The sequence below is a fragment of the Microbacterium sp. BDGP8 genome (assembly GCF_029991045.1).
GTDB lineage: Bacteria > Actinomycetota > Actinomycetes > Actinomycetales > Microbacteriaceae > Microbacterium > Microbacterium plantarum.
The window spans coordinates 1,834,690-1,854,062 of record NZ_CP120712.1 but is presented as its reverse complement, the minus strand read 5'-3'; the positions used below and the strand labels follow the sequence as shown (position 1 = coordinate 1,854,062).

General features: G+C 68.7%; 18 protein-coding genes. 15 read left to right on the top strand and 3 right to left on the bottom strand.

Annotated elements, in window-relative coordinates; translation table 11 throughout:
* Nucleotides 1-5: 5 nt before the first annotated feature.
* From P6897_RS08960 to P6897_RS08910, 11 genes are all read left to right on the top strand, one after another.
* Complete coding sequence (locus P6897_RS08960) at nt 6-1,730, top strand: ABC transporter substrate-binding protein (RefSeq protein ID WP_269266146.1); 1,725 nt, start codon at nt 6-8, stop codon at nt 1,728-1,730.
* 112 nt (nt 1,731-1,842) lie between these two features.
* Complete coding sequence (locus P6897_RS08955) at nt 1,843-3,363, top strand: ABC transporter permease (RefSeq protein ID WP_282501015.1); 1,521 nt, start codon at nt 1,843-1,845, stop codon at nt 3,361-3,363.
* Nucleotides 3,360-4,403: an ABC transporter permease gene (locus P6897_RS08950; protein ID WP_269266148.1), complete on the top strand. Its 1,044-nt coding sequence runs from the start codon at nt 3,360-3,362 to the stop codon at nt 4,401-4,403. Before P6897_RS08955 ends, P6897_RS08950 begins: the two co-directional genes overlap by 4 nt.
* A complete protein-coding gene (locus tag P6897_RS08945) occupies nt 4,400-6,055 on the top strand; it encodes an ABC transporter ATP-binding protein (RefSeq protein ID WP_282501014.1) in 1,656 nt (551 codons plus the stop codon). The genes P6897_RS08950 and P6897_RS08945 overlap by 4 nt, the downstream gene beginning before the upstream one ends.
* A 109-nt stretch (nt 6,056-6,164) precedes the next feature.
* On the top strand, nt 6,165-8,078 hold the full coding sequence (gene typA / locus P6897_RS08940) for a translational GTPase TypA (RefSeq protein ID WP_023950506.1): 1,914 nt from the start codon (nt 6,165-6,167) through the stop codon (nt 8,076-8,078).
* Between the two features lie 106 nt (nt 8,079-8,184).
* A complete protein-coding gene (locus P6897_RS08935; RefSeq protein WP_112614942.1) occupies nt 8,185-8,907 on the top strand; it encodes an AzlC family ABC transporter permease in 723 nt (240 codons plus the stop codon).
* A complete protein-coding gene (locus tag P6897_RS08930) occupies nt 8,904-9,218 on the top strand; it encodes an AzlD domain-containing protein (RefSeq protein ID WP_282501013.1) in 315 nt (104 codons plus the stop codon). The genes P6897_RS08935 and P6897_RS08930 overlap by 4 nt, the downstream gene beginning before the upstream one ends.
* A 9-nt stretch (nt 9,219-9,227) precedes the next feature.
* Nucleotides 9,228-9,629 carry a histidinol dehydrogenase gene (locus P6897_RS08925; protein WP_114589536.1) on the top strand — a complete coding sequence of 134 codons (402 nt, stop codon included), beginning with the start codon at nt 9,228-9,230 and terminating at the stop codon, nt 9,627-9,629.
* A 9-nt stretch (nt 9,630-9,638) separates the two neighbouring features.
* On the top strand, nt 9,639-9,965 hold the full coding sequence (gene fdxA / locus P6897_RS08920; RefSeq protein ID WP_023950512.1) for a ferredoxin: 327 nt from the start codon (nt 9,639-9,641) through the stop codon (nt 9,963-9,965).
* A complete protein-coding gene (gene dapC / locus P6897_RS08915) occupies nt 9,962-11,068 on the top strand; it encodes a succinyldiaminopimelate transaminase (RefSeq protein WP_282501012.1) in 1,107 nt (368 codons plus the stop codon). Before fdxA ends, dapC begins: the two co-directional genes overlap by 4 nt.
* Before the next feature lie 101 nt (nt 11,069-11,169).
* Entirely contained in the window at nt 11,170-12,462 is a 1,293-nt protein-coding gene (locus tag P6897_RS08910) for a citrate synthase (protein ID WP_274177950.1), read from the top strand.
* A 127-nt stretch (nt 12,463-12,589) separates the two neighbouring features.
* Here the strand turns inward: P6897_RS08910 and ppk2 are convergent, their stop codons facing one another.
* Nucleotides 12,590-13,390: a polyphosphate kinase 2 gene (ppk2, locus tag P6897_RS08905; RefSeq protein WP_282501011.1), complete on the bottom strand. Its 801-nt coding sequence runs from the start codon at nt 13,388-13,390 to the stop codon at nt 12,590-12,592.
* A gap of 92 nt (nt 13,391-13,482) precedes the next feature.
* Here ppk2 and P6897_RS08900 point away from each other — a divergent pair, with 92 nt between their 5' ends.
* Nucleotides 13,483-15,090 carry an L-lactate permease gene (locus P6897_RS08900; RefSeq protein ID WP_282501010.1) on the top strand — a complete coding sequence of 536 codons (1,608 nt, stop codon included), beginning with the start codon at nt 13,483-13,485 and terminating at the stop codon, nt 15,088-15,090.
* 25 nt (nt 15,091-15,115) lie between these two features.
* Here P6897_RS08900 and dapD read toward each other — a convergent pair whose 3' ends face one another.
* Nucleotides 15,116-16,066 carry a 2,3,4,5-tetrahydropyridine-2,6-dicarboxylate N-succinyltransferase gene (dapD, locus tag P6897_RS08895; protein WP_114589533.1) on the bottom strand — a complete coding sequence of 317 codons (951 nt, stop codon included), beginning with the start codon at nt 16,064-16,066 and terminating at the stop codon, nt 15,116-15,118.
* A gap of 43 nt (nt 16,067-16,109) precedes the next feature.
* Here dapD and dapE point away from each other — a divergent pair, with 43 nt between their 5' ends.
* The 3 genes from dapE to P6897_RS08880 all read left to right on the top strand — a co-directional run bounded on the left by dapE (nt 16,110) and on the right by P6897_RS08880 (nt 18,649).
* Nucleotides 16,110-17,186, top strand: a complete 1,077-nt coding sequence (gene dapE, locus P6897_RS08890) for a succinyl-diaminopimelate desuccinylase (RefSeq protein WP_282501009.1) — start codon at nt 16,110-16,112, stop codon at nt 17,184-17,186.
* Nucleotides 17,187-17,196: 10 nt separating this feature from the next.
* Complete coding sequence (locus tag P6897_RS08885; protein WP_282501008.1) at nt 17,197-18,402, top strand: hypothetical protein; 1,206 nt, start codon at nt 17,197-17,199, stop codon at nt 18,400-18,402.
* A gap of 73 nt (nt 18,403-18,475) precedes the next feature.
* Nucleotides 18,476-18,649 carry a DUF3117 domain-containing protein gene (locus P6897_RS08880; RefSeq protein WP_023950528.1) on the top strand — a complete coding sequence of 58 codons (174 nt, stop codon included), beginning with the start codon at nt 18,476-18,478 and terminating at the stop codon, nt 18,647-18,649.
* A gap of 67 nt (nt 18,650-18,716) precedes the next feature.
* On the opposite strand, the gene P6897_RS08875 is transcribed toward P6897_RS08880, so the two are convergent.
* A complete protein-coding gene (locus tag P6897_RS08875) occupies nt 18,717-19,352 on the bottom strand; it encodes a class I SAM-dependent methyltransferase (protein ID WP_112614926.1) in 636 nt (211 codons plus the stop codon).
* Between the last annotated feature and the right edge of the window lie 21 nt (nt 19,353-19,373).

Here is a 19,373-nt window from a genome sequence, read left to right as displayed (position 1 = left end):
TGGGAATGCGTTTCACGCGTATCTCCATGGCGGGCGCGAGCGCCGCTGCCCTGGCGCTCGTCGTCGCCGGCTGCGCGCCGGCGGACGGCGGCGAACAGGAGACGACGACGGCGAGCCAGTCCATCGCCGTTTCGGTCGGTCCGAACGACTTCATCAGCTACAACGGCTTCACGCCCGAGACGTACTCGACGTACAACTCGGCGATCGTGGACCGGCTCCTCGCGGGCTTCAGCTACTTCGACGAGGTCGGCGCCATCCAGCCGAACACCGATCTGGGCTCGTACGAGCTGATCTCGGAAGACCCGATGGTCGTCGAGTACACGATCGCCGACAACGCCGAGTGGTCCGATGGCACGCCCATCACGGTGGCCGACGCCGTTCTCGCCTGGGGTGTCCAGAACCCCAACCTCGCCGGCGCCGAGGGCCCGCTCTTCAACTCCGTCTCGCAGGACTTGGGTGACACCGTCCCCGAGGGCCCGCAGGGCGACGCTGACGCCAAGTCGTTCACGGTCCAGTTCGCCGCGCCCGACCCCGACTGGCAGATCCAGACCTGGATGCTCAGCCCCGCGCACGTCGTCGCCGAGCAGGGCGGTCTGTCGACCGAGGAGCTCGTCGAGGCGATCCGCGGCGGCGACGCCGCTGCTCTCGCAGACGCAGCCGAGTTCTGGAACACCGGATGGAACACCGCCCCCGGCACGCTGCCGGACGAGGCGCTCATCCCCAGCTCCGGCCCGTACGTTCTCTCGTCGTGGGAGGCCGGCCAGTCGGTGACCCTCAAGCGCAACGAGAACTACTACGGCACGCAGGCAGCCAATGACGAGCTCGTCATCCGCTTCGTCGCGCAGGACGCGATGGTCCAGGCGCTGCAGAACGGCGACCTCGACGTCATCGCCCCCCAGCCCACGGTCGACACCGTCTCGCAGATCGAGGAGCTCGGCGACGCCGCTCAGCTGCTCACCGGCCAGACGCTGACCTGGGAGCACCTCGACTTCAACTTCAAGGGCAACGCGTCGCTCGCGAACAGCCTCGAGCTGCGTCAGGCGTTCGCGATGTGCGTGCCGCGCCAGCAGATCGTCGACAACCTCATCAAGCCGGTCAGCTCGGACGCCGAGGTCATGAACGCGCGCGAGGTGTTCCCCTTCCAGGAGAACTACGACGAGGTCGTCTCGGCCGCGTACGACGGCCGCTACGACGAGCCGAACCTCGAAGAGGCCAAGGCTCTCGTCGACGCCGCCGGCGCTGCCGGCACCGTCGTGCGCATCGGTTACTCGGCCCCCAACCCGCGCCGTGCTGACGAGGTCGCTCTCATTAAGTCGTCTTGCGACCAGGCCGGCTTCGACATCCAGGATGTCGGCAACGCCGACTTCTTCCAGCCCGGTGGTACCCAGGAGCGCGGCGATTACGACGTGGCGCTATTCGCCTGGGCCGGCTCCGGCCAGATCACCTCGGGCCAGAACATCTACGCCACCGACAAGCCGCAGAACTACGGCGGTTACTCGAGCCCGGTCGTCGACCAGGCGTGGGAGACGCTCGCGACGAGCCTCGACGAGTCGGTGCACCTCGAGCAGACGAAGATCATCGAGAAGCAGCTGTGGGACGACCTCTTCGGCATCCCGCTGTTCGCTCACCCCGGTGTCGACGCCGCTGCCGCCGACATCGAGAACGCACAGCACTCGGTGGGCCAGAGCGGCATCATGTGGAACGCCGAGAAGTGGTCGCGCGCAGAATAAACGTATTCTGTCTCTGACACGACCAGAGTGTGGGCCGTCGCTGCGGTGACGGCCCACACTCCCGTGAGGGGCACATGCGTGCCCCGCGTACGACCAAGGGACCTCGACTTCCGTGCTGAAATTCATCATCCGCCGTCTGGCGGCAGCGGTGGGCATCATGCTCGCCGCATCCCTCTTGATGTACGTCCTGACGATCAACTCCGGCGACCCGCTCGCCGATCTGCGAGAGAGCAACGCGGACAACCGCGAACAGTTGATCGCTCGGCGTATCGAATACATGAACCTCGACCAGCCCTGGTTCCAGCGCTATCTCGGCTGGCTCGTGGGCGCGAGCAAATGCCTCATCGGCCAGTGCGATCTCGGACTCACCCGGCAGGGCGTCGAGGTCACCACGCTCGTGGGACAGGCGGCTGCCTCGACGCTGAGGCTCGTCCTGCTCGCCACGATCCTGGCGCTGATCATCGGCATCGCCATCGGCATCATCACCGCGATCCGGCAGTACTCCGGCCTGGACTACGCGGTGACGTTCCTGACGTTCCTCTTCTTTTCGCTGCCGGTCTTCTGGGCGGCGGTGCTCTTCAAGGAGTACCTCGCGATCGGATACAACGACTGGATCCGTGATCCGGAGCTCTCGCCGATACAGATCATCGTGATCGCCGTCGTCATCGGCTTCGTCGTGCAGGTGCTCGGCGGCGGCTCGCTGAAGCGCCGGGCGATCACCTTCGCCGCCACCGCCGCGGTTCTGGGGGCAGCGCTGCCCCTCATGCTGGCGACGAACGCGTTCCGCGAGCCGCGCCTCACCGTCATCGGTGTGGCCGTGCTCACCGTTCTGCTCGCGCTCAGCGCGACAGTGGCATCGGTGGGACTGCACAACCGGCGGGTGCTCGTCATCGGCCTGGCCAGCGCAGGACTCGTGGTCGTCATGCACCTGGCGCTGACCAACGTGTTCATCTATTACATGAACTGGGGCGTGCTCGCCGGCGGTGCACTGCTGGCGATGATCGTGCCGTTCCTCATCGGACGGTTCTTCGGCGGGCGTTTCCGAGGGCCGGCGACAGTCGTCGCGTTCGTCACGATCTTCGGCGGTGCCCTCCTGACGGTCGTGGACGCGCTCTTCCGCGTGTGGCCCTCGTTCCTGCAGCGCAAGCCGCGTCCGATCTCGACGATCGGCGCGCAGACGCCGAACTTCGACGGGACGTTCTGGCAGACCTTCCTCGACATCGGCACGCAGATGCTGCTGCCGACGCTGCTGCTGACGGTCATCTCGCTGGCGTCGTACAGCCGCTATACGCGGACGTCGATGCTCGAGGTGGGCAACCAGGACTTCATCCGCACGGCGCGGGCGAAGGGCGTGCCGGAGCGGCTGGTCATCTTCCGCCATGCATTCCGCAACGCCCTCATACCCATCGCGACGATTGCGGCGTTCGACTTCGCCGGACTCATCGGCGGGGCCGTGGTCACCGAGCAGGTGTTCGGGTGGAAGGGCATGGGCGACCTGTTCGCGACCGGACTGCGCGAGGTCGACCCGAATCCCGTGATGGCCTTCTTCCTCGTGACCGGCCTTGCCGCGATCGTCTTCAACATGCTGGCGGACATCTTCTACGCCGTCATCGACCCGAGGATCCGAGTATGACGAACCCGAACGACAACGTGCCGACCACGACGTCGGTCCTCTCGGTCGCGGAGGCCGAGGACGCTGCGCTCGCGAAGAGCACGGCCGCGCCCCGCTCACAGGCCCGCATCGTCTGGGGACGCTTCCTGCGGCACCGCGCGGCGACGATCTCCGCGGTGATCCTGATCTTCCTGACGCTCCTGAGCTTCACCTCGGTCGGTTTCTTCGGCATCCCGGGATGGTGGCCGCACGACTACCGCGCCGCCGGTGACGTGGTCAACGGGGGCGCCCCGACGCTGAGCCTGATCCCCGAGTGGCTCGGTGGCGACGGCATCCGCATCGGCGAGCACCCGTTCGGGCAGGAGAACACGGGCAAGGACTTCTTCGCACTGACCATGATGGGCACGCAGCGTTCGATTCTGCTGGGCCTCGTCCTGGGCATCTCGTCGACCGTCATCGGAAGCATCGTCGGCGCTGTCGCCGGCTACTACCGAGGCTGGGTCGACTCCATCCTGATGCGCATCACGGATCTGTTCATCGTCATCCCGCTGCTCGCCCTCGCAGCTGTCGTGGGTCAGATCGCGGGGAACATCGGCAAGAACCCGATCGTGCTGGCTTTCATGCTGTCGCTCCTGACCTGGACCGGTCTCGCGCGTCTCGTTCGTGGTGAAGTGCTCTCGCTCCGCGAGCGCGACTTCGTGCTCGCCGCTCGCGCCTCGGGCGCCGGGGGAGCGCGCATCATCTTCCGACACCTCATGCCGAACGTCGTGGGCGTCATCGCCGTCAACGCCACGTTCGCGATCGCCGGCGCGATCTTGCTCGAGAGCTCGCTGTCTTACCTCGGATTCGGCGTCGTCCCCCCGGAGACGTCGCTGGGCCTGCTGATCAGTCAGTATCAGGGCAGCTTCACCAGCAGGCCGTGGCTGTTCTGGTGGCCGGGCATGATGATCCTCGCGATCGCCCTGTCCATCAACTTCCTGGGCGACGGCATCCGCGACGCGTACGACCCGCGCCAGTCGCGCAGCGTGCGTCGGGAGATCAAGAGGAGGAACCGCGCATGAGCGTCACCGCCACGCGTACCGCACTGAAGTTCACCGACCTTTCGGTCACGTTCCTCACCGGATCGGGCGATGTCAACGCCGTCAAGGGCATCTCGCTCGAGGTGCGCCCGGGCGAGGTCGTGGCCGTGGTCGGCGAGTCCGGCTCCGGAAAGTCGGTGACCTCTCTCGCCGCCATGGGGCTCCTCGCGGAGAACGCCATCACGCGAGGATCCATCACGGTCGGCGAGACCGAGGTGATCGGGCTCCCGAACGAGCGCATGCGCAAGCTCCGTGCCAGCGAGATCGCGATGATCTTCCAGGAGCCGATGACGGCGCTCAACCCGGTGCTCACGATCGAGCGTCAGCTCACCGAGATCTTCGAGCTCCACGACGTCGCCTACGGCGAAGACGCGCGGGACCGGTCGATCGGCCTGCTGCGCGACGTCGGCATCCCCGAGCCGGAGCGGCGCATCAAGCAGTACCCGCACCAGTTCTCGGGTGGTCAGCGTCAGCGCATCGTCATCGCGATGGCGATCGCGCTCGACCCCAAGGTCATCATCGCGGACGAGCCGACCACCGCCCTCGACGTCACCGTCCAGGCGGAGATCCTCGACCTGCTCCGGCGGCTGAAGGACCACCGCGATGCGGGCATTCTGCTGATCACGCACAACATGGGCGTCGTCGCCGACATCGCCGATCGCGTCGCTGTGATGTACCGCGGTGACTTGGTCGAGGTCGGCGACGTCGAGGACGTCCTCACCCGGCCGCAGCATCCCTACACGAAGAAGCTGCTCGCCGCCGTTCCCCGTCTCGACCCCGAGCTGACGGCGCGAGTCGCCGCCAGCGCCACGCGCGACGTGGTGCTGGAGGCGAAGGGACTCGTCCTCGAGTACGCCGGGCGCGGCAAGACGTTCCGCGCCGTCGAGGACGTCTCGTTCGACCTCGCCGCCGGCGAGGTGCTCGGCATCGTCGGCGAGTCCGGCTCGGGCAAGTCGACGATCGCGCGCGCCGTGCTCGGGCTAATGCCGGTCGCGGACGGGACGCTGAGTCTCGGCGGACGAGACCTCGCGAAGCTGCGCGGGCGCAAGGCGAAGAACGTACGGCGCGAGATCGGCGTCGTCTTCCAGGACCCCGCGGCATCCCTCGACCCGCGGTTCCCGATCGGCGACTGCATCATCGAGCCGATGGCCATCCACCGTGTCGGCACCAAGGCGGAGCGGCTGGACCGGGCCCGCGAGCTGCTCGACGCCGTGCGGCTGCCGCGCGACGTGCTCGAGCGCTACCCGCACGAGCTGTCGGGCGGTCAGCGTCAGCGCGTCTCGATCGCGCGGGCTCTCACGCTGCGGCCGAAGCTCTTCGTCGCCGACGAGCCGACGTCGGCGCTCGACGTGTCGGTCCAGGCCGCGGTGCTCGACATGCTGAAGGAACTGCAGGAGACGTACTCGTTCGCCTGCATCCTCGTCAGCCACGACCTCGCCGTGGTCGACCAGCTGTCGGACCAGATCCTCGTGCTCAAGTCGGGGCGAACGGTCGAGCAGGGGCCGACGTCGCGGGTGCTGCTGCAGCCTCGCGAGTCGTACACCCGGGAACTGCTGGCCGCCTCGCCGGTGCCGGATCCGATCGAGCAGCGCCGGCGCCGCGAGGAACGCCGGGCCGCTCTCGACGCGTCCTGAGGGTCGGACTCCGACCTTCTCGCAGGCGCCCCGCGAACTCGCAGGGCGCCTGCGTTAAACTGTCCCGTCGGCATCCCGGCGTTTTCCCTTCATCCTGAGGACCCCCTTCATGGCGCATGCCCTTCGTCCTGACCTCCGCAACGTCGCGATCGTCGCGCACGTCGACCACGGCAAGACGACGCTCGTCGATGCCATGCTCCGCCAGACCGGCTCGTTCGGCGACCACGCGCACGTCGAGGAACGTGCCATGGACTCGAACGATCTCGAGCGTGAGAAGGGCATCACGATCCTCGCCAAGAACACGGCGATCACCTACAACGGCGTCCACACCGACGTGCCCGTGACGATCAACGTCATCGACACCCCGGGTCACGCCGACTTCGGCGGAGAGGTCGAGCGCGGCCTGTCGATGGTCGATGGTGTCGTGCTGCTCGTCGACGCGTCGGAGGGTCCGCTGCCGCAGACCCGTTTCGTGCTGCGCAAGGCGCTCGAGGCCAAGCTCCCCGTCATCCTGCTCGTCAACAAGACCGACCGCCCCGACGCCCGCATCGCGGAGGTCGAGGAGGAGGCCCACGACCTGCTGCTGGGCCTCGCCGGCGACCTCGTCGACGACGTGCCCGACCTCGACGTCGACGCGCTGCTCGACGTGCCCGTCGTGTACGCCTCGGGCCGCGCGGGCGCGGCGTCGCGCAACCGTCCCGACAACGGCGAGCTCCCCGACAACGAAGACCTCGAGCCGCTCTTCGAGGCGATCCTCGAGCACGTGCCGGCGCCGTCCTACGACGACGAGGCGCCGCTGCAGGCCTGGGTGACCAACCTCGACTCGAGCCCGTTCCTCGGACGCCTCGCCCTGCTCCGCGTCTTCAACGGCACCCTCAAGAAGGGCCAGACGGTCGCGTGGGTCCGCCACGACGGTTCGCACTCGAACGCGCGTATCACCGAGCTCCTCAAGACGAAGGCCCTGGATCGTTTCCCGGCCGAGTCCGCCGGCCCGGGCGACATCGTCGCGATCGCGGGTATCGAGGACATCACGATCGGTGAGACCATCGCCGATCCCGAGGACGTCCGGCCGCTCCCGGCGATCACCGTCGACGACCCGGCCATCTCGATGACGATCGGCACGAACACCTCGCCGCTGATGGGCAAGGTCAAGGGTCACAAGCTCACCGCGCGCATGGTCAAGGACCGGCTCGACCGCGAGCTCATCGGCAACGTCTCGCTCAAGGTCGTCGACATCGGACGCCCCGACGCATGGGAGGTGCAGGGTCGAGGCGAGCTCGCGCTGGCGATCCTCGTCGAGAACATGCGTCGCGAAGGCTTCGAGCTGACCGTCGGCAAGCCGCAGGTCGTGACGCGCCGCGATGAGAACGGCAAGCTCACCGAGCCGTTCGAGCACCTGACCATCGACGCCCCCGAGGAGCACCTCGGCGCGATCACGCAGCTGATGGCAGCTCGCAAGGGTCGGATGGACACGATGACGAACCACGGCACCGGCTGGGTCCGCATGGAGTTCGTCGTTCCGTCGCGTGGCCTGATCGGGTTCCGCAGCGAGTTCCTCACGATCACGCGCGGCACCGGTATCGCGAATGCCATCTCGCACGGCTATGACGAGTGGGCGGGCGCGATCTCGACCCGTCAGAACGGCTCGATCGTCGCCGACCGCTCCGGCGTCGTCACTCCCTTCGCGATGATCGCCCTCCAGGAGCGCATGAGCTTCTTCGTCCAGCCCACCGAAGAGGTCTACGAGGGCATGGTCATCGGCGAGAACTCGCGCGCCGACGACATGGACGTCAACATCACGAAGGAGAAGAAGCTCACGAACATGCGTTCGTCGACCTCGGACTCCTTCGAGTCGATGACGCCCCCGCGCGTGCTGACTCTGGAGGAGTCGCTCGAGTTCGCGCGCGACGACGAATGCGTCGAGGTCACCCCCGAGAAGGTGCGCATCCGCAAGGTCGTGCTGGATGCGACCGAGCGCGGCCGCGCCGCGTCGCGCGCGAAGCGCCAGGACGCCAACGCCTGATCCGGCTCCCCGAAGCCCGCCACGACCCCGGAGTGCCGATCCTCGGCCTCCGGGGTCGTGGCATTCGCGGCGGCCTCCGGTTCGGCGGGTCGATAGCATCGGAGCGATGGAGCAGGATGCCGCGACGCGGCGCGCGTGGCGCGATGGGATCGGCGTATCCGTCGCGACGAGCGCCTACGGCGTATCGTTCGGCGCGCTCGGGGTCGCCGCGGGGCTCGATGTCTGGCAGACCTGCGTGCTCAGTCTCCTGATGTTCACGGGCGGCTCGCAGTTCGCCTTCGTCGGTGTCGTCGCGACGGGTGGCTGGGCGGCGCTGCCCGCGGCCATCGCCTCCGCAGCGCTCCTGGGCGTTCGCAATGTGGCATACGGTCTTCGCATGGCGCCGGTGGTCGGCGGGAGCATCGCGCGGCGGCTGAGCGCCTTCCCGTTCACGATCGACGAGTCGACGGCAGTCGCCCTCGCGCAGTCGGGCCCCCGCGCACGCCGCATCGGCTTCTGGGTGACCGGAGTGGGCATCTATATCGGATGGAACCTCTTCACACTCCTCGGCGCGCTGCTCGGTGACGTCCTCGGCGACCCCCGGGCTTATGGACTCGACGCGGCCGCCGCGGCAGCCTTCCTCGCGCTGCTGTGGCCGCGGCTCCGCCGGCTGGACGCGGTCGTCGTCGGAGTGGCCGCCGGAGTCGTCGCCGGTGTCGCGACGCCCCTCACGATGCCCGGGATCCCCGTCCTCATCGCGGGCGTCGTGGCCATCGTGGTCGCCGCGGCCATGCCGGGCCGGCGTTCGTCGCGGGGCGATGACGCGAAGACGACGGGGGAGGCCCGATGAGCCCGTGGACCGGCATCCTCGTCGCCTCGATCATCTGCGTGGCGCTGAAGGCCCTGGGGTACCTCCTTCCGCCTCGATGGTTCGACGGGGCACGCGCGCAGCGCATCATCGATCAGCTGACGATCGCCTTGCTCTCCGCGCTGGTCGTCGTGCAGACGCTCGGCGCGGGCGCCGCGATCGTGGTGGACGCGCGCCTGCCTGCCGTGGCGGTGGCCGCCGTCCTGCTCGCCGCGCGCGCCCCTTTCCTCGTGGTCGTGGCGGGGGCGGCGCTGGTGGCGGCGGTGCTTCGGGCGGGCGGATGGGCCGCTTAGACTGGCTCGGTGAATCAGACCTGGACCCGCTTCGCCGGGTGGCTCGTCGCCGCGATCGCGGGAGCCGTCTACGGTGTCGCGGGGACGATCACCCAGGCGTACTCCTGGGGTGTGCTGCCGGTGGGGCTCATCGTCGCTGTCGCGGGCGTGACCGCCCTCGTCGCGGGGCTGCGGCTGCTCACCGACGACCGGTGGACGGCGCTCGCCTGCGGGCTGGGCGCTCTCGTCGCGACCGTCGTCTTCTCCGGACGCGGGCCCGGCGGCTCGGTCGTCGTGCCTGCCCCGCCGGACGGGCAGCTGAGCACCGGGCTGATCTGGACGTTCGCTGTGCCGGTCATGGTGGCCGTCGTGGTCGGTTGGCCCTCGTTCGCGGGAGCACGCCGGGCGGCCGCGTCCGATCGCACGAACTAGACTCGTCATGTGACTTATGTGATCGCCCTCCCGTGCGTGGACGTGAAGGACCGCGCCTGCATCGACGAATGCCCCGTGGACTGCATCTACGAGGGTGAGCGCTCGCTGTACATCCACCCGGATGAATGCGTCGACTGCGGCGCATGCGAGCCGGTGTGCCCGGTCGAGGCGATCTACTACGAAGACGACCTGCCGGACGAGTGGCAGGACTACTACACCGCGAACGTCGAGTTCTTCGACGACCTGGGATCTCCCGGAGGCGCCGCGAAGGTCGGCGTCATCGCGAAGGACCACCCCCTCGTGGCCGCGCTGCCGCCGCAGGGGGAGGGGCATTGAGCGTCCGCGACCTCGCCGACTACCCCTGGGACGCCGTAGCGCCCTACGCCGAGAAGGCCCGCCGCCACCCGGGCGGCATCGTCGACCTGTCCATCGGGTCGCCGGTCGATCCGACGCCTGAGGTCGTCGCCCGCGCCCTGCGCGAAGCGACCGACGCGCATGCGTACCCGCAGACCGTCGGCACCCCCGCGCTTCGGGAGGCCGTCGTGCGGTGGTACGAGCGTCGCCGCGGTGTCACCGGTCTGGCCCCCGACAGCGTGCTGCCGACGATCGGGTCGAAGGAGCTCGTCGCGCTCCTCCCGCTGCTGCTCGGCCTCGGTGCCGGCGATGTCGTCGTGCATCCCCGCGCCGCCTACCCGACGTACGAGGTCGGCGCCCGCCTGGTCGGTGCGACGCCGGCAGCCGCAGACGATCCGGCCGACTACCCGGAGGGCACCCGACTCGTCTGGGTCAACTCGCCCGGAAACCCCGACGGACGCGTGCTGGACGTCGCGGAGCTGCGGCGGATCGTCGCCCGCGCACGCGAGCTCGGCGCCGTCGTCGTCTCGGACGAATGCTACGCCGAGCTCGGCTGGGACGGGCCCTGGGCGAGCGAGACGGTGCCGAGCGTGCTCGACCCGCGGGTGAGCGAAGGCGACGTCAGCGGTCTGCTGTCGGTGTACTCGCTCAGCAAGCAGTCGAACCTCGCGGGTTATCGGGCGGCGTTCCTGGCCGGCGACCCGACGATCGTGGCCCGGCTTCTCACCGCGCGGAAGCACCTGGGACTGATGCAGCCCCTGCCCGTGCAGCGGGCGATGGTCGCAGCCCTGGGCGACGACGATCACGTCGCCCGACAGAAGGACCTGTACCGCCGCCGTCGCGATGTGCTCCGACCGGCGCTCGAGCGCGCGGGCTTCCGTATCGATCACAGCGAAGCGGGACTCTATCTGTGGGCGACGGCGCAAGAGGACGCGTGGGAGACGCTCGGCCGGCTCGCCGAACTCGGCATCCTCGCGGGCCCCGGCCACTTCTACGGAACGCAGTTCCCGCAGCACGTTCGTTTCTCGCTGACCGCGTCGCAGGAGCGGATCGACGCCGCTGCCGCACGCCTGACGGGGTCGTAGGTTCTCTCCTACCGATCCGCTGATCCTTTGGCGCCGTACGGAGTAGGCCCGTGCGCCCGATAGGCTGTAATGACCGCACCGGACGATCGCAAGGAGGCTTCGTGAACGACACGGGCACCCCGCAGAAGGCCACCGTCACCATCGGTGACCGCACCGCCGAATTGCCGGTGCTGCACGGAACCGACGGAGTTCCGAGCGTCGATTTCTCGACGTTCACCAAGCAGACGGGCCACACGAGCCTCGACTACGGCTTCGTCAACACCGCGGCCACGCGGTCCGCCATCACCTACATCGATGGTGACCAGGGCATCCTGCGTTACCGCGGCTACCCGATCGAGCAGATCGCCAAGCACTCGACGTACCTCGAAGTGGCCTGGCTCCTGCTCTACGGCGACCTGCCCACGGCTGACGAGCTGGCTGACTTCGACGACCGCATCCGTCGTCACACGCTGCTGCACGAAGACCTCAAGCGCTTCTTCTCGTCCCTACCGCACACCGCGCACCCGATGTCGGTGCTGTCCGCCGCCACCGCCGCCCTGTCGACGTATTACGAGGACCAGTCCGACCCGAACAACCCCGAGCACGTCGAGCTCAACACGATCCGGCTCCTCGCGAAGCTGCCCGTGATCGCCGCGTACGCGCACAAGAAGAGCGTCGGGCAGGCCTTCCTCTACCCCGACAACTCGCTGAGCTTCGTCGACAACTTCCTGCGCCTGAACTTCGGCGTCCTCGCCGAGAACTACGAGGTCAACCCGGTCGTCTCGCGCGCGCTCGAGCGTCTGCTCATCCTGCACGAGGACCACGAGCAGAATGCCTCGACCTCGACCGTGCGCCTGGTCGGGTCGACCGGTGCGAATCAGTTCTCCTCGATCTCGGCCGGTATCAACGCGCTCTACGGGCCGTTGCACGGCGGCGCGAACGAGGCCGTCCTCGACATGCTGGCCCGCATCCGCGACTCCGGCGAGAGCGTCGAGCGCTTCGTCGCCCGCGTGAAGAACAAGGAAGACGGCGTGAAGCTCATGGGCTTCGGGCACCGGGTCTACAAGAACTACGACCCGCGCGCGAAGCTCGTCAAGGAGTCCGCGGACGAGGTCCTCAACGAGCTCGGCGTCGTCGACCCGTTGCTCGATCTTGCGAAGGAGCTCGAGGAGATCGCCCTGAGTGACGACTACTTCCGCGAGCGTCGCCTGTACCCGAACGTCGACTTCTACACGGGCGTCATCTACAAGGCGATGGGCTTCCCCACGCGCATGTTCACGCCGCTGTTCGCGATCGGTCGGCTGCCCGGCTGGCTCGCGCACTGGCGCGAGATGCAGAACGACCCGCAGACGAAGATCGGGCGTCCGCAGCAGCTGTACGTCGGCTCGGCGGAGCGGGACTACCCCACCTCCTGAACAGCGCTCGACGATCACGAGAGGCCGGCACATCACAGCGATGTGCCGGCCTCTCCCATGCGGTCGCGGATCGCGCCACGTTACCTCGACGTCCGCGGGGTGCCGCTGGACCGGGGCACCCCGTGTGTCACTTGTCGATCAGTGTCGCCGCGTAGTCGGGGACGTATCCGTCGAGCTGCTGCGGCGGGCGGTCGTAACCCCCGGATGGCGGGCGCGGTGGGATCTCGATCTCAGGCCGCTCGACCACTTCGTAGGGGATCTGTCCGAGCAGATGGTGGATCATGTTGATCCGGCCTCGGCGCTTGTCCTCGTTGTCGACCTCGTGCCAGCGCGCCTCCGGGATGTCGGTGTGCACGAACATCGTGTCCTTCGCGCGCGAGTAGTCCTCCCACTTGGTGATCGAGAGCACGTCGTTGGGGGAGAGCTTCCACCGCCGCATCGGATCCTCGTTGCGCGACCGGAACCTCTTCTCCTGCTCGATATCCGAGACACTGAACCAGTACTTCAGCAGCAGGATGCCGTCCTCGACGAGCATCCGCTCGAAGATCGGCGCCTGATGCAGGAACCGGTGGTACTCCTCGTTGGTGCAGTAGCCCATGACCCGCTCGACCCCGGCGCGGTTGTACCAGGACCGGTCCATGAGGACGATCTCGCCGGCGGCCGGCAGATGCGCGACGTATCGCTGGAAGTACCACTGCGAGCGTTCGCGCTCGGTCGGCGCGGGAAGCGCGACGATGCGCGCGACCCGAGGATTGAGATACTCGGCGACGCGCTTGATCGTGGATCCCTTGCCCGCGGCGTCGCGCCCCTCGAAGATCACCACGATGCGGGCGCCGGTGGCCTGCACCCAGGCCTGCATGTCGACGAGCTGCGCCTGCAGCCGCCGCAACTCGGCTTCGTACACCTTCTTCGGCAAGCGATCGGCCATCGAGCCACCTCCTGACGCGAGCATACGCCCCCCTCGCGCGGGTGTGCGGCCCGGTCTAGGGTGGGCCGCACGCACGAGCAGGGGAGCGAAGCATGTGGATGCAGACGACCGATCCGCTCGGCTCGCTGGCGCTGTCGGCACTCGTCGCCGCCATTCCGATCATCGTCTTCCTCGTCGCGCTCGTCGGACTTCGCCTCAGCGGCATCCTCGCCGGTCTCATCGCGCTCGTCGCGCAGCTGCTGGTGGCCGCACTCGGATTCGGGATGCCGCTCACGGCAGTCGGGGGTGCGGGCCTGCTGGGCCTGCTCACGGCGGTCTGGCCGATCGCCTACATCATCGTGATGGCGGTGTGGCTCTACAAGCTCGCTGTCGCGAGCGGTCGCTTCGACGTCATTCGTTCATCGATCGGGGGCATCTCGAAAGATCAGCGGATCCAGGTGCTGCTCATCAGCTTCTCCTTCGGTGCCTTCCTGGAGGGCGCCGCCGGGTTCGGCGTGCCCATCGCCATCTGCGCCGCGCTCTTGGTGCAGCTCGGGTTCCGCCCGCTGCGGGCGGCCATGATCTCGCTCGTCGCCAACGCGGCGGCGGGGGCATACGGCGCCATCGGCATCCCCGTGATCGTGGGTGCGCAGGTCAGCGGCCTCGAGGTGCAGGAGCTGTCGCGTGCAATGGTGCTGGTGCTGCAGCCCCTGACGCTGCTCATCCCGTTCTTGCTCGTGGTCATCCTGGACGGTTTCCGCGGGCTGCGTGAGACGTGGCCGGCCACGCTGCTGGTCACCATCGTCTTCAGCGGCGTGCAGGCGGGCGTGCTGTGGTTCCTCGGCCCCGAGCTCGCCGACCTCGGAGCAGGCCTGGCTGCGATGGTCGCGCTCTTCCTCCTCGGCCGGGTCTGGCAGCCTCGGCGGGTCCATCGTGAAGTCGGCGCGCCCGAGCCGGAGCCGCACAGCGCCAATGTACGTGAGGTGATCGCGGCATGGAGCCCGTTCTACATCCTCACGGCGGTCATCCTGGTCTGGAGCCTGCCGGTGTTCAAGAATCTGTTCGCCGCGGGCGGGCCCTTGGCCGCGCTGGTGTTCGCGGTTCCGATGCCCGGGCTCACCGGCAGCGTGCAGACCCCCGGCGGTGATGTCGTCACGGCGACGTGGGGCTTCACTCCCATCAACGCGACGGGCACGGCGATCCTGCTGGCGGTGATCGTGTCGTTCTGGACGACGCCGCGCCTGCGCGCGGCCGACCTGGTGTGGACACTGGTGGAGACGGTGCGCGGCCTCTGGCGCGCGTTGCTGCTCATCGCGATCATTCTCGTCCTGGCCAACGTCGCGAACTACTCGGGCGGCTCGGCCTCGATGGGCACGGCTCTGGCGGCGGTCGGGCCGCTCTTCCCGTTGCTCGCACCGACCATCGGCTGGATCGGTGTCTTCCTGACGGGGTCGGTCGTCAACAACAACACGCTGTTCGCGCCCCTCCAGGTCGCCACCGCCGAGCAGATCTCCGTCGACCCCGGGTTGCTCGTCGCTGCGAACACGGCAGGCGGCACAGCCGCCAAGGTCATCTCGCCTCAGTCGATCGCGATCGCGGCCGGCGCGGTCGGACTCGCCGGACGCGAGTCGGAGATCCTCCGGGCGTCGCTCTGGTACAGCCTCGGCATGCTCGCCGTGGTGTGCCTGTGGGGCGGTCTGCTCTCGGCGCTCCTGCTCTGAGCGCCGCCCGGATCACGCGACGCGATCAGGCGTGCAGAGCCTCGTTGAGCGTGACTCCGACCCCCGCGCGGCGAACAGCCTCGATCGCGCCGGTCAGCGAATTCCGGCGGAACAGGATGCCGTCGCGCCCGGACAGCTCTGCGCCCTTGACGCTCGGACGCGCACCCGAGGCCGTGGCGGGCTCGTCGGCGAGGACGATCTTCGACCCTGCCGTGACGTAGAGCCCGGCCTCGACCACGCAGTCGTCGCCGAGCGAGATGCCGATGCCGGCGTTGGCGCCGAGCAGCGTGCGACGGCCGATCGACACCCGGTGGCTGCCGCCGCCGGACAGCGTGCCCATGATCGAGGCGCCGCCCCCGATGTCGCTCCCGTCACCGACCACGACGCCCTGCGAGATGCGACCCTCCACCATGGAGGCGCCGAGCGTGCCGGCGTTGAAGTTCACGAAGCCCTCGTGCATCACGGTGGTGCCCGGTGCGAGGTGCGCGCCCAGGCGGACGCGGGAGGCGTCGGCGATGCGCACACCGGGGGGAGTGACGTAGTCGAGCAGACGGGGGAACTTGTCGAGGCTGTGCACCTGGATGCCGTCGCGCTGGAGCAACGGCCGACGGCGCGTCGCGTCATCCGGGTGCATCGGGCCCGCGGTCGTCCAGGCGACGATCGGGAGGTGCCCGAAGATCCCGTCGAGATTGACGGTGTTCGGTGCCGCGAGGCGGTGTGAGAGCACGTGCAGGCGGAGGTACGCATCCGGGGTCGACGCCGGCGCCGCATCGAGGTCGATCGAGATGGTGACGGCCTCGACCGTCACGCCCCGGCGCTCGTCGTCCGCTGCGAGCGGCGCCCAGGTCACCATCGCGGCGGCGGACTCGGCGGCCGCCGGTGTCCCGAGCGCGGGCTCCGGGAACCAGGTGTCGAGTGTCGTGCCATCGCTGCTCGAGGTCGCGAGTCCCACGCCCCATGCCCACCGTTCGCTCATGGCTCCAGGTTATCGGTGCAGTCGCCGCCGATAGAATCGCCGCATGCCCGAGCTCGATCTGACCGTGTCCAGCGCCGATCTGACTCGGGCGGTGTGCGACATCCCCAGCGTGTCGGACGACGAGACGGCCCTCGCCGACGCCATCTTCGCCGCCGTATCGCCGTTGGCGCACCTCGAGGTCATCCGCGACGGCGACACGATCGTCGCGCGCACGCAGCTCGGTCGCGCGCAGCGCGTCGTCATCGCCGGTCACATCGACACCGTTCCCATCAACGCGAACCTGCCCGTTCGCGAGATGGTCGAGGACGGGCAGGAGTTCCTGTGGGGGCGAGGGACCGTCGACATGAAGGCGGGCGTCGCGGTGCAGCTGAAGCTCGCGGCAGAGCTCGTCGACCCGCGCGTCGACATCACGTGGATGTGGTACGACCACGAGGAGGTCGCCGCCGAGCTCAACGGCCTGACGCGGCTCGCGGCGAACCGTCCCGACCTGTTCGCGGGCGACTTCGCGATCCTCGGCGAGCCCTCCAACGGTCAGGTCGAGGGCGGCTGCAACGGCAATCTGCGCGCGATCGTGCGGACGCACGGGGTGCGTTCCCACAGCGCCCGCGCGTGGATCGGCGACAACGCCATCCACCACGCGGCCCCGATCCTCCAGCGACTGTCGGAGCACACGCCCGCCGACGTCGAGGTGGAAGGACTCGTCTATCGCGAGGGGCTCAACGCCGTCCGGATCTCGGGCGGCATCGCCGGGAACGTCATCCCCGACCTCTGCGAGGTCGAGGTCAACTACCGCTTCGCGCCGAGGCGTTCGCCCGAAGAGGCCGTCGCGATCGTCCGCGAGTTCTTCGACGGCTTCGAGGTGGAGGTGGTCGACCTCGCCGGAGGTGCACGACCGGGCCTGGATGCGCCGCTCGCCCAGGAGTTCGTCGCCGCGGTGGGAGCCGAGCCTCGCCCCAAGTACGGCTGGACGGATGTCGCCCGGTTCTCGGCGTTGGGAGTGCCCGCCGTCAACTACGGCCCGGGCGACCCCTCGCTCGCGCACCACGACCAGGAGCGGGTGCCGGTCGAGCAGATCGACGCCGTCGAGCGCGGCCTGCGCACCTGGCTCTCGAACCGGTGACCCGGCGCGCATGAGGTGGCTGCGTCGCGCCGCGATCGCGCTGCCTCCCGCGGTTGCGATCGCGCTGATGTACCTGCTCTCGCGCGCTGTCACGACGGGCTTCCTGCTCGGAGCGGCCGAGCTGAGCGGACCCCGGTCCCGCTTCGGCGCCGACGCGACTCTGGGCACTCTGACGATGGGGTGGGACGCGCAGTGGTACTGGCTCATCGCGTTCAGCGGATATCCCGCCGAGCTGCCGCTCGACGCGGCGGGCGACGTCGCCCAGAACGCGTGGGCGTTCATGCCGGTCTACCCCGTCATCACCGGCGCCGTGGGGTGGGTCGTCGGCGGATTCCCGGTCGCTGCGCCCCTGGTGTCGGCAACGGCCGGCTATCTCGCGTGTCTCGTCCTCTTCGCTCTGCTGCGCCGCCGCGTCGGCCGCGCGGCAGCGATGTGGGCGGTCGCCTTCTTCAGCTTCGCGGGCCCGATGGCCGCACTGTTCCAGCTCGGCTACGCGGAATCGCTTTTCCAGCTCTGGCTGCTCCTCGCGCTCCTCGCCGTGGAGCGCCGCCGGTGGTGGTGGCTCTACCTGTGGATCCCGCTCATGGCTTTCACGCGGCCCGGTGTCCTCGCCTTCTCGCTGATGCTCGCGCTGTACGGGATCTGGCGGTGGTCGCGGCGTCAGCACGACGACCTGCACCCGCCGGAGATCGCCCACGTCGTCGCGAGCGGGCTGCTGGCGGCCGCCTGCGGATTCGCTTGGCCCGTCATCACCGGCATCGTGACGGGTGATCCCGGGGCCTACCTGCAGACGGAACTCGCGTGGCGACGATCCTGGATCGGGGATCACGGGGGGTTCGTGCCCTTCGACGGCACAATGCAGGCCGCCGTGCTGTGGTCTGGAATCTGGGGGATTCCGGCGTGGGTGTGTCTCGCGGGGCTTGCGGCGATCGTGGTTCTCGCCACGCTCCTGCTCGTCGCTGATCGCCGCGTGCGTCGCCTCGGTGTTCCGATACGTCTGTGGTCGGCCGCGTACGTCCTCTACCTGCTGGCGGTCTTCTTCCCCCAGTCGAGCACGTTCCGACTGCTCGTCCCGCTGTCACCGCTCTGGGGCGCCGTCGCGCTGCCCCGCGCGCTCTGGTGGCGCATCAGCGTGCTGGTGCTCGGTATAGCCGCGCAGTGGTGGTGGATCCACACGATGTATGCGCTCGGAAGCACCTTCGCTCAGATTCCCTGAGGGACGTGTCCGCGCTGTGCCTGCGCTGCACGATAAACTCTTCAGGTAGTCCTCATGACGAAAGGGAGCCGCGATGGCAGCCATGAAGCCGCGAACCGGAGACGGACCGATGGAGGCCGTGAAGGAGGGGCGCCTGATCATCGTGCGTGTCCCCCTCGAAGGCGGAGGGCGTCTGGTCGTCTCGGTCAATGATGAAGAGGCCAAGGAACTCCACAGCGTGCTGAGCGGAGTCGTCGGCGCAGCCTGACGATGCTGCACGGAAACGGCCGGTCCCTCTGGGGCCGGCCGTTTCCGTCTCTGCCGCTGAGCCGCCGTCAGGCGGTGGCTGCCGTCGTGAGTTGCAACAGTCCCTCTCCGACGATCGACAGCGCACCGAGCACCGCCGGCGACGACTGCGTCTCGTGGATGAGCGAGCGGTAGGCGCGGGTGATGTCGTCGCGGCGGACGGGGTCGGCGACGGCCCCACCTGCCAGCACACGGGGCACGAGGACCATCCCGCCCGGGCGTACGAGCCGAAGCCCATGCTCGACGTACTCGATGACACCGTCGGGGTCGGCGTCCACCAGCACGATGTCGTACGAGGCCTCATTCATGCGGGGGAGCACATCAGCCGCGCGGCCCGTGATGAAGCGGGCACGAGCCGGAGGGATCCTCGCTTCGGTGAAGGACTGCCGGGCGACGGCCAGATGCTCGGGCTCGATGTCGATCGTGGTCAGCGTGGCGCGTGGCGCCCCATGGAGCAGCCAGAGCGCGGAGACGCCGCCGCCGGTACCGATCTCGACGATGTTGAGTGCGCCCGTCGCGGCGGCGAGCACAGCGCATTGCGCGCCCACCGGCGCACTGATCGGCGCGGCTCCGATCTCGAGGGCGTGTGCACGCGCGCGAGAGATGTGCTCCGGTTCCACCGTCGCCTCCATCGCGAACCTGCGGATCGCTTCCTGATCACCCATGCATTCCTCCTTGTTCCAGCG